The sequence below is a fragment of the Streptomyces sp. NPDC043878 genome (assembly GCF_056435735.1).
Map to the genome: position 1 here is coordinate 161,039 of NZ_JBWKDW010000005.1, position 10,173 is coordinate 171,211.

Sequence of the window (10,173 nt, forward strand, 5' to 3'; positions counted from 1 at the left end):
GCGTGCCGGTCAGCTCTTGGTGCGGAACTTGTGGATGGCGACCGGCGCCATCACCGCGGTGAGCGCCACCGACCAGCCGAGGGTCACCCACAGTCCGTGCGCGACCGGGCCGCCGACCATCAGGCCGCGCGCCGCGTCGGCGAGCGAGGACAGCGGGTTGTAGTCGGTGAAGTTCTGCAGCCAGCCGGGCATCGACTGGGTCGGCGCGAAGATCGAGGAGCCGAACTGGAGCGGCATCAGCACCAGGAAGCCCATCGCCTGCACGGACTGCGCGCTCTTCATGATCACGCCGAGGGTGAGGAACACCCACATCAGGGCCGATCCGAACACCGCGGACAGGCCCACGGAGGCCAGCAGCCCGGCCCAGTTGGTGATGTGGAAGCCGACCAGGACGCCGATGACCATCAGGACGGCGGTCGCGATCAGCATCCGCATCAGTTCCACGGCGATCTTCGCGAACAGCACGGAGCCGCGCCCGATCGGCAGGGACCGGAACCGGTCCATGACCCCGCTGTTGAAGTCCGTGTTGAAGCCGGTGCCGACCCCCTGGGCCATGTTCATGCCCATCATGGCCATCAGTCCGGGCACGACGTACTGGACGTACGCCTCCTGGCCGCCGCCGAGCGACTGCCCGATGGAACCGCCGAAGACGTACACGAACAGCAGGGTGAAGATGACCGGGAACAGGATGGCGTCGAACATCGACTCCGGGTCCTGCCGGATCCACAGCAGGTTGCGGCGGATCAGCGCGCCGGTGTGGCGCAGATGGGCGCGCGGCGAGATGGGCGCGTCGGCCGTGGTGACGGACGGGGTGAGAGTGGCGGCGGCGCTCATACGGCGACCTCCTCGCGGTCGGGAGCGGGCGTGGAGTCCTGCGGGGCCGAGGCCCGGTGGCCGGTGAGGGACAGGAACACCTCGTCCAGGCTGGGGAGTTCGGTGGTGATGGAGGCGAGGGTGATGCCCCGCGCGGTGACCGCGCCGACGACGGCGGTCAGCTGTTCGTCGCTGAGGATCGGGACGAGCACGTCCCCGCGTTCCACGTCCACGGTGGTGGTGGCGAGCCCGGTGATGCCGAGTTCGTCGAGGGCGGCGGCGAGCGGGCGCAGCCGGAGCGGGTCGGCCGGGCGGACCCGCAGGGTGCGGCCGCCGACCTTCGCCTTCAGGTCCTCGATGCCGCCGCTGGCGATGACCTTGCCGTGGTCGACGACGGTCAGCTCGGAGGCGAGCTGCTCGGCCTCCTCCATGTACTGCGTGGTCAGCAGCACGGTCACCCCGTCCCCGACCATGCGCTTGACCTCCTGCCACACCTCGTTGCGGGTGCGCGGGTCGAGGCCGGTGGTCGGCTCGTCGAGGTAGAGGACGGCGGGCCGCCCGATCATGGAGGCGGCCAGGTCGAGCCGCCGCCGCATACCGCCGGAGTACGTCGACGCCGGGCGCTTGGCGGCCTCGGTGAGGGAGAAGCGCTCCAGCAGCTCGTCGGCGCGGGCGCGGGCCTCCTTGCGGGGCAGGTCGAGCAGCCGCCCGATCATGTACAGGTTCTCCCAGCCGGGGAGCTTCTCGTCCACGGATGCGTACTGTCCGGTCAGCCCGATCACCCGGCGCAGCTGCCGCGGCTGCCGTACGACGTCGTAGCCGGCCACGGTGGCCTGCCCGGCGTCCGGGACGAGGAGGGTGGAGAGGATGCGCACCAGGGTGGTCTTGCCGGCCCCGTTCGGGCCGAGCACGCCCATCACGGTGCCCTCACGGACGTCCAGGTCGACGCCGTCCAGCGCCTTGGTCTCGCCGTAGTGCTTGACCAGCCCCCGCACGGTGACGGCCACGCCGTCGGCGTTGTTGTCGATTCGCGTCATGCCGATGACGGTGCCAGGGCCCACCGACAAACCACCGACAGGCCGCCGACAGCGCGACGGGTCCGCCGACAGGGTGCCGACAGGCGCCCCTGGGCGGTGTCCCGCCGCGCGGGGACGCGACAGCCCCGCCGACGGGGGAAGATCGGCGGGGCTGCGTGGTGCCGCAGTGGCTCAGTGGACGGAGTGCTCCTCCAGCGGGAACGTGCCGCCGACGACGTCCTGTGCGAACGCCTTCGCCGCGCCGCCCATCACCTCGCGCAGGTCGGCGTACTGCTTCACGAACTTCGGCACCCGCCCGGCGGTGAGGCCGAGCATGTCCGTCCAGACGAGGACCTGCGCGTCCGTCTCGGAGCCCGCGCCGATGCCGACCGTCGGGATGTGCAGCACGCGCGTGACCTCGGCGGCCAGTTCGGCCGGGACCAGCTCCAGGACGACGGCGAACGCGCCCGCGTCCTGTACGGCCTTCGCGTCCCGCAGGAGCTGCTGCGCGGCCTCCTCGCCGCGACCCTGGACGCGGTAGCCCATCGCGTTCACGGACTGCGGGGTCAGGCCGATGTGCGCCATCACCGGGATGCCGGACTCGACCAGCAGGCGGATCTGCTCGTGCGAGCGCTCGCCGCCCTCCAGCTTCACCGCCCCGACGCCGGCGTCCTTGACCAGCCGGGTCGCCGAGCGCAGCGCCTGCACCGGGCCCTCCTGGTAGGAACCGAAGGGGAGGTCGCCGACGATCAGGGCGCGCTGGGTGCCGCGTACGACCGCGGCGGACAGCATGGTCATCTCGTCCATGGTGACGGGCACGGTGGTCTCGTACCCGAGGTGACAGTTGCCCGCCGAGTCCCCGACCAGGAGCACCGGGATGCCGGCCTCGTCGAAGACGGACGCGGTCATCGCGTCGTAGGCGGTGAGCATGGGCCACTTCTCGCCGCGTTCCTTGGCGAGAGCGATGTCGCGGACCGTGATGCGGCGTGTGCCCTTGCCCCCGTACAGCGACTTGCCGCCGTCGGAGGGCTTGGTCTGGGCAGCCGGAAGCTGCGTCATTGCAACGGCTCCTTCGTCATCTCGAGGCGCCCTGACGGCGTCCCCGGATCACGTCCATGGTGGCACCTCGTGCCAGGGACGGCTAGGGGACCCCGGTGTGACGGATTTCCCGTCGCCCTGTGTAAGACCTCGGTAAAGGATTTCCGATACGGATCGGTCTCGTATCGTAATTGCCCTAGACTCGACGCCATGAGTACACCTGCCCCTCCCGCCTCCACGATCTCGGAAGCGGTGCACCGCCGTCGCTGGGCGATTCTCGGCGTCCTGATGCTGAGCCTGCTGATCGTGGTGCTCGACAACTCGATCCTGAACGTCGCGATCAAGACCATCTCGACGCCCGCGCCGACCGGGCTGGGTGCCACGCAGAGCGAGCTGGAGTGGGCGATCAACGCCTACACCCTCGTCTTCGCCGGACTGCTCTTCACCGCCGGCCTGCTCGGCGACCGGCTGGGCCGCAAGAAGGTCCTGCTCGGCGGCCTCGCCGTGTTCGGTGCCGGCTCCGCCCTCGCCGCCTTCTCCGGCAGCCCGAACGAGCTCATCGCCTTCCGCGCCCTGATGGGCCTCGGCGCCGCCTTCGTGATGCCGGCCACCCTCGCCGTCCTCATGAACGTCTTCGAGCGCGACGAGCAGCCGAAGGCCATCGGCATCTGGGCCGGCGGGGTCGGCCTCGCCATCGCCATCGGCCCCATCACCGGCGGTCTACTCCTCGCCCACTTCTGGTGGGGCTCGGTCTTCCTCATCAACGTGCCGATCGTGCTCCTGGCGCTCGGACTGATGGTGTGGCTGGTGCCCGACTCCCGTGACCCGAGGCCGGGCCGCGTCGACCCCGTCGGCGTCGTGTTGTCCGTGATCGGCCTGGTCCTGCTCGTCTACGGCATCATCAAGGGCGGCCAGCTCGCCGACTTCACCGACCCGAAGGTCCTCGCGACCATCGGCGCGGGCCTCGCCGTGCTCGTCGGCTTCGTCGTCTTCGAGAAGCGCAGCGACCACCCCTCGATCGACGTCACCTACTTCAAGAACAAGGTGTTCTCGGCCGCGATCGCCGCCATCGCCCTGGTCTTCTTCGCGCTGATGGGCGTGACCTTCTTCTCGGTCTTCTACACCCAGAGTGTGCGCGGCTACTCGCCGCTGCAGACCGGTCTGCTGATGCTGCCGCTGGCCGCCGCCCAGATGATCTTCGCGCCGCGGGCCCGCCTCCTCGTCGACCGCTTCGGCAACCGGGCCACCACCACGGCGGGCATGGCGCTCATCGCCGCGATGCTCGCCGCGTTCGCCACCCTGGACGCGGACACCCCGATCTGGCTCCTGGAGGTCATCTTCTTCCTCATGGGCACCGGCATGGCGCACATCATGACGCCGACCAGCGTCGTCATCATGCAGGCCCTGCCCCGGGAGAAGGCCGGTTCCGCCTCCGCCCTCAGCAACACCTTCCGCCAGCTCGGCGGAGCCCTCGGCATCGCCGTCCTCGGCTCGGTCCTGTCGACGGCCTACCGCAACGGCATCGAGGGCAAGCTGGGCCCGGTCCCCGCCGGGCTGCGGCACACCGCCGGCGAGTCCATCGAGGCCACCCTCGGCGTCGCCGAGAAGCTGGGCCCGCGCGGCCAGGCCCTGGTCGGCCCGGCCAACGACGCGTTCCTGCACGCCATGCACGTCACGGCGCTGTGGGGAGCGGGTGTCGCCGTCGTCGGCGCGGTGGTCGTCGCCCTGTTCCTGCCGGGGAAGCCGTCCGACTCCCAGCAGGACGGCGACAAGGAGGAGTTGGTGGTGACAGCGGGGGAGTGAGGCCCCGCCGGTTGCCCGGCGCCGCCTGCGCCGGGGGAGAATCAGTCCTCCCCCGGCGTTCCCCCGCGTCCTCCAGCGAAACGAAGGGACGGAGCACAGTGAGCCCCGCCGAAAGCCGGACCTCCCGGGTCGGCCCGACCAAGGGACGCCCCCGCAGCGAGGCCGTGGAACGCGCCATCCTGGAAAGCGCGATGAGACTCATGGAGGACGGCGTCCCGCTCGCGGACCTCTCCATCGAGCGCATCGCCCGTACCGCCGGCGTCGGCAAGGCCACCATCTACCGCCGCTGGAGCGGCAAGGAGGAGCTCTTCGTCGACCTGCTGCGCTCCGCCGAGCCGGACGACCCGCACCTCACCGGCACGTCCATGCGGGCCGACCTGGTCGTCCTGCTGGAGTCGCTGCGGCAGCGGGGCGTGCTCAGCCGCCGGTCGGCCATCCTGCACGGCGTCTACGCCCAGATGAAGAGCAGCCCCAAGATCTGGGCCGCGTACCAGAACACCGTGATCGCCCCCCGGCAGCGGCTCGGCCTCGAAGTCCTGCGCCGCGGCCAGGCCAACGGTGAACTGCGCGACGACGTCAACATCGAACTCCTCAACGACCTGTTCGTCGGGCCGATGCTCGTCCGTGCCGTCCTGCGCCCGGACGCCGAACTCCCGGACGGACTCGCCGAACAGATCGTCGACACCCTGCTCGAAGGGCTACGGCCCGTCAGTCCGCCCGCGGGCGGACCCTCCCGGTAGCGGCCCCGGCCGGCGCACGGGCAACTCCCGGTACGAATGTGCGCGTTTCGTCACAGACGGCGGCAGGCACCCGTGCCGGCGGAACTCGAAGGCCCGACTTGTTCGTCCTGCTGCCCGTACGGCCGTCGAGGGACGGCGAGAACGGAACCGATCATCCCCTAGGGTCGTAGGCACAGGGGGAGATCGGTGCGCAGGGCAAGCAGTGAGGCGACGGTATGGCGCAGCAGGCATTCATGGCGGAGACGGACAACGGCGGTTCAGGGCCCGAGCGTCCGGGAGCCCGGATCCGGCGCCTGCTGAGAAACCTGTTCGCCGGCTGGCGCCGTGACCGGCGGATCTGGCGCCGCGGCCTGATCCTCGCCTCCCTCGCCGTCCTGATCGCGCTGGTCATGCTGCTGCACGCGCAGATCCCCAACCGGATCGGCAACCTCGGCAGTCTCATCGAGACGTTCCTGCCATGGGTGGGCGTCGTCGTGCCGGTGCTGATCGTCCTCGCGTTCGTCCGCAGGTCCGCGACCGCGCTGATCGCCGTGCTGCTGCCGACGGTCGTGTGGCTGAACCTCTTCGGCGGCCTTCTCACCGACAAGGCGGACGGCACCGGCGGCGACCTCACGGTGGCCACGCACAACGTCAACGCCGACAACGCGGACCCCTCCGGCACCGCCCGGGACGTCGCCGCGTCCGGCGCCGACGTGCTGGCCCTGGAGGAACTGACGGCGTCGGCGGTGCCGGTGTACGAGAAGGCGCTGGCGTCGACGTACAGGTACCACTCGGTGCAGGGCACGGTCGGCCTCTGGAGCAAGTACCCGTTGGCCGGCGTGCGGGCCGTGGACATCAAGCTGGGCTGGACCCGGGCGATGCGCGCCATGGTGACCACGCCCGCCGGGCAGGTCGCGGTGTACGTGGCCCACCTCCCGTCGGTGCGGGTGAAGCTGGAGGCCGGGTTCACGGCCCGGCAGCGCGACAAGAGCGCGGACGCGCTGGGCGAGGCCATCGCCCACGAGAAGGTCACGAAGGTCGTCCTGCTCGGCGACCTCAACGGCACGATGAACGACCGCTCGCTCAACGCCGTCACCGCCCAGATGCGTTCCACCCAGGGCGCCGCGGGCAGCGGCTTCGGGTTCAGCTGGCCGGCGTCGTTCCCGATGGCGCGGATCGACCAGATCATGGTGAAGGGCATCGAACCGGTCAGCTCGTGGACGCTGCCGGAGACCAGCAGCGACCACCTGCCGGTAGCGGCCCGTGTGAACGTGGCCACAGCCTCCTCGTAAAAGCGCACCTCAACGGCGTGCCGACACGGGCCGGCAACCCCCGGTCAACCTCACGGAATACTGGGCCTGAGAGACTTTGTTCCGTACGTGAACATAAGCAATGGCTTCATGTACGGAACACCGCTCTCTTTCGAAAGGCAAAAGGCTCCCTCATGCCCCTGGCCCTGCTCGCCCTCGCCGTGGGCGCCTTCGGCATCGGTACGACCGAGTTCGTGATGATGGGCCTTCTGCCCGACGTCGCGGCCGACCTGGACATCTCGATCCCCGTCGCCGGCCACCTGGTCTCCGCGTACGCGCTGGGCGTGGTGATCGGCGCGCCGCTCCTAGCCGCGGTCACCTCGCGCATGTCCCGCCGTACGGTCCTGATCGCCCTGATGGTCCTGTTCGTGGCCGGCAACGCCCTGTCGGCCCTCGCGCCCGACTACCACTGGCTGCTGGCCGCCCGCTTCCTGAGCGGTCTGCCGCACGGCGCGTTCTTCGGCGTCGGCGCCGTGGTCGCCACCACGATGGTCGCGCCCGAACGCAAGGCCCGCTCGGTCTCCCTGATGTTCCTCGGCCTGACCGTCGCCAACATCGCGGGCGTGCCCGTCGCCACCCTCATGGGCCAGCACCTCGGCTGGCGCGCCACCTTCCTCGGCGTCGGCGCGATCGGCCTGGCCGCGATCGCGTCGCTGGCCCTGCTGATCCCCCGCGACCACACGCACGCCCCCGCCGCGGGGCTGCGCGGCGAGCTGGCCGCCCTGCGGTCGCTGCCCGTCTGGCTGGCGCTCGGGACGACCGTCGCGGGCTTCGGCGCGCTGTTCGCCGCGTACAGCTACATCACGCCCATGCTCACCGACGCCGCCGGGTACGCCGGCGGCAGCGTCACCCTCCTGCTCGCCCTGTTCGGTGTCGGTGCCACCGCGGGCAACCTGCTGGGCGGACGCCTCGCCGACCACGCGATGCGGGCCACCCTGTTCGCCGGCCTGATCTCACTGGCCGTCGTACTCGCCCTGTTCCCGGTCCTGATGGCAACCCGGTGGAGCGCGGCGCTCGGCGTCGTCCTGCTCGGCATGGCCGCGTTCGTCACCGGTTCGCCGCTGCAGCTGATGGTCATGGAGAAGGCCACCGCCGGGCCGTCGCTGGCGTCCTCCGCCAACCAGGCCGCGTTCAACCTGGCCAACGCCGGGGGCGCGTGGATCGGCGGGCTCGCGCTCGCCGCGGGCTTCGGGGTGACGTCCCCCGCGGTGGCCGGGGCGGTGCTGGCCGTGCTCGGGCTGGCGGTCGCCGGCGTGGCGGCTGTGGTGGACCGGCGGAGGGTCGCTCCGCGGGGCGCGCGGGTGGTCGCGGGACGGGTCCCGCGGGCTTCCGAGGCGGCGCGCCTCTGAAGGATCCCGGTCCGGGGGGCTCCGCCCCCTGGTACGACCCCCCGCTCCTCAAGCGCCGGAGGGGCTGTGCCCCGTGGGCCCCGTTCTTCAGGCGCCGGACCCCTTGGGCCCCGTTCTTCAAGCGCCGGAGGGGCCGGGTTCGCGGGCTCCACCCCTGGCCCCCCGCTCCTCCAGGGCCGGAGGAGCTGAAAACAACCGGCTCAGGCCGACTCCCGCCAGCCGTTCGTGATCGGTAGGCGGCGGTCCTTGCCGAAGCCCTTGGCGGAGATCTTGGTGCCCGGCGGGTACTGGCGCCGCTTGTACTCGGCGGTGTCCACCATGCGCAGGATCCTGGCGACCAGGGCGGGGTCGAAGCCGGCGGCGACGATCTCGTCGGCGCCCTTGTCGTGGTCGACGTAGAGGTCGAGGATCGCGTCCAGGACCGGGTAGTCCGGCAGGGAGTCCGTGTCGACCTGGCCGGGGCGCAGTTCCGCGCTCGGCGGCTTGGTGATGGAGTTCTCGGGGATGGGCGGGGTCTGCCCCCGCTCGGCCGCCGCCCGGTTGCGCCACTCGGCGAGCCGGAAGACCCATGTCTTGTACAGGTCCTTGATGGGGCCGTAGGCGCCCACCGAGTCGCCGTACAGCGTCGAATAGCCCACCGCCAGCTCCGACTTGTTGCCGGGCGCGAGGACGATGTGCCCCTCCTGGTTGGAGAGGGCCATCAGCAGCGTGCCGCGCAGCCGGGACTGGAGGTTCTCCTCCGCCAGGCCGGACAGGCCCAGCGCGCCCATGTACGCGTCGAACATCGGCTCGATGGAAACGGTGCGGAAGTCGAGGCCGGTGCGGCGCGCCAGCTCCGCCGCGTCGCCCCGGGAGTGGTCCGAGGAGTACTTCGACGGCATCGACACGCCGTACACGTTCCCGGCGCCCACCGCGTCGCAGGCGATCGCGGCCACCAGCGCCGAGTCGATGCCCCCGGACAGCCCGATCAGCACCGACGTGAAGCCGTTCTTGGCCACGTACGCCCGCAGGCCCACGACCAGCGCCGAGTAGACCTCCTCCTCGTCGTCGAGGCGCTCCGCGTAGCCGCCCGCGGCCTCCGGCTCGTACGGCGGCAGCGGGTCCTCGGACAGCACCACGCGGTCGATGCGCAGTCCGTCGGCGACGACTCCGGTGGGCGCCTCCGGCGAGGCGGCCGGCAGTTCCAGGTCCAGGACCACGCACCCCTCGGAGAACTGCGGGGCCCGCGCGATCACCTCGCCGTCCCGGTCCACCACGATCGAGTCGCCGTCGAAGACCAGCTCGTCCTGGCCGCCCGTCATGGCGAGGTAGGCGGTGGTGCAGCCGGCCTCCTGGGCCCGCTTGCGGACCAGTTCCAGCCGGGTGTCGTCCTTGTCGCGTTCGTACGGCGAGGCGTTGACGGAGACCAGCAGCCCGGCCCCGGCGGCGCGCGTCCCCGGCACCCGGCCGCCGTCCTGCCAGAGGTCCTCGCAGATCGCGAGCGCCACGTCGACGCCGTGCACGCGGACGACCGGCAGGGTGTCGCCGGGCACGAAGTAGCGGAACTCGTCGAAGACGCCGTAGTTCGGCAGGTGGTGCTTGGCGAAGGTCAGGACCACCTCGCCGCGGTGCAGCACCGCCGCCGCGTTGCGTGGGGCGCCGGCCGGCTGGCCGTACTTCGGCTGGTCGGTCTCGGACCGGTCGAGGTAGCCGACGACGACCGGCAGCTCACCGAAGCCCTCCTCGGCCAGGCGGCCGGCCAGTCCGCGCAGGGCCGTGCGGGACGCCGTCACGAAGGACGACCGCAGGGCCAGGTCCTCCACGGGATACCCGGTCAGCGCCATCTCGGGGAACGCCGCGAGGTGCGCTCCCTGCTCGGCGGAGTGCCGGGTCCAGCGGACGATCGCCTCGGCGTTCCCGGCGAGGTCGCCGACGCGCGAGTCGATCTGGTTCAGGGCGAGACGTAGTTGAGGCACGCGGCCCAGTGTAATCGTCAATACGACGCGATGGGGTGGGGGGGGGGGGGGGAGGGGCCCCCCCCCCCCCCCCCCCCCCCCCGCCCACCGCTCTCTGTCAACACCCACCTCCCCCCCCCCCAGCTTTCCCCACCCCATTACATCCTTCCTCTCCCTTCCCCCCCCCCCCC

At 71.3% G+C, this 10,173-nt stretch carries 8 protein-coding genes; 4 read left to right on the forward strand and 4 right to left on the reverse strand.

The window, feature by feature from the left end; genetic code table 11:
- Positions 1-9: 9 nt before the first annotated feature.
- The 3 genes from AC07AZ_RS09705 to panB all read right to left on the reverse strand — a co-directional run bounded on the left by AC07AZ_RS09705 (position 10) and on the right by panB (position 2,888).
- Positions 10-834, reverse strand: coding sequence for an ABC transporter permease (locus tag AC07AZ_RS09705; protein ID WP_478845606.1), 825 nt, complete (start codon positions 832-834; stop codon positions 10-12).
- Positions 831-1,850 (reverse strand): ATP-binding cassette domain-containing protein, encoded by a 1,020-nt coding sequence (locus AC07AZ_RS09710; protein WP_478845608.1) that lies wholly within the window; start codon positions 1,848-1,850, stop codon positions 831-833. Before AC07AZ_RS09710 ends, AC07AZ_RS09705 begins: the two co-directional genes overlap by 4 nt.
- A gap of 171 nt (positions 1,851-2,021) precedes the next feature.
- Entirely contained in the window at positions 2,022-2,888 is an 867-nt protein-coding gene (gene panB, locus AC07AZ_RS09715) for a 3-methyl-2-oxobutanoate hydroxymethyltransferase (protein ID WP_478845611.1), read from the reverse strand.
- A gap of 189 nt (positions 2,889-3,077) precedes the next feature.
- On the opposite strand from panB, the gene AC07AZ_RS09720 reads away from it, so the two are divergent.
- The 4 genes from AC07AZ_RS09720 (at position 3,078) to AC07AZ_RS09735 (ending at position 8,048) form a co-directional block, all read left to right on the forward strand.
- Positions 3,078-4,670 (forward strand): MFS transporter, encoded by a 1,593-nt coding sequence (locus AC07AZ_RS09720; protein WP_478845613.1) that lies wholly within the window; start codon positions 3,078-3,080, stop codon positions 4,668-4,670.
- Positions 4,671-4,768: 98 nt separating this feature from the next.
- Entirely contained in the window at positions 4,769-5,410 is a 642-nt protein-coding gene (locus AC07AZ_RS09725; protein ID WP_478845615.1) for a TetR/AcrR family transcriptional regulator, read from the forward strand.
- Between the two features lie 215 nt (positions 5,411-5,625).
- Positions 5,626-6,681 (forward strand): endonuclease/exonuclease/phosphatase family protein, encoded by a 1,056-nt coding sequence (locus AC07AZ_RS09730; protein WP_478845617.1) that lies wholly within the window; start codon positions 5,626-5,628, stop codon positions 6,679-6,681.
- Positions 6,682-6,833: 152 nt separating this feature from the next.
- The gene (locus AC07AZ_RS09735) at positions 6,834-8,048 is read left to right on the forward strand and encodes an MFS transporter (RefSeq protein WP_478845619.1); all 1,215 of its coding nucleotides are present in this window, start codon (positions 6,834-6,836) and stop codon (positions 8,046-8,048) included.
- Positions 8,049-8,248: 200 nt separating this feature from the next.
- Here the strand turns inward: AC07AZ_RS09735 and AC07AZ_RS09740 are convergent, their stop codons facing one another.
- On the reverse strand, positions 8,249-10,003 hold the full coding sequence (locus AC07AZ_RS09740; RefSeq protein ID WP_478845621.1) for an NAD+ synthase: 1,755 nt from the start codon (positions 10,001-10,003) through the stop codon (positions 8,249-8,251).
- Positions 10,004-10,173 lie beyond the last annotated feature (170 nt).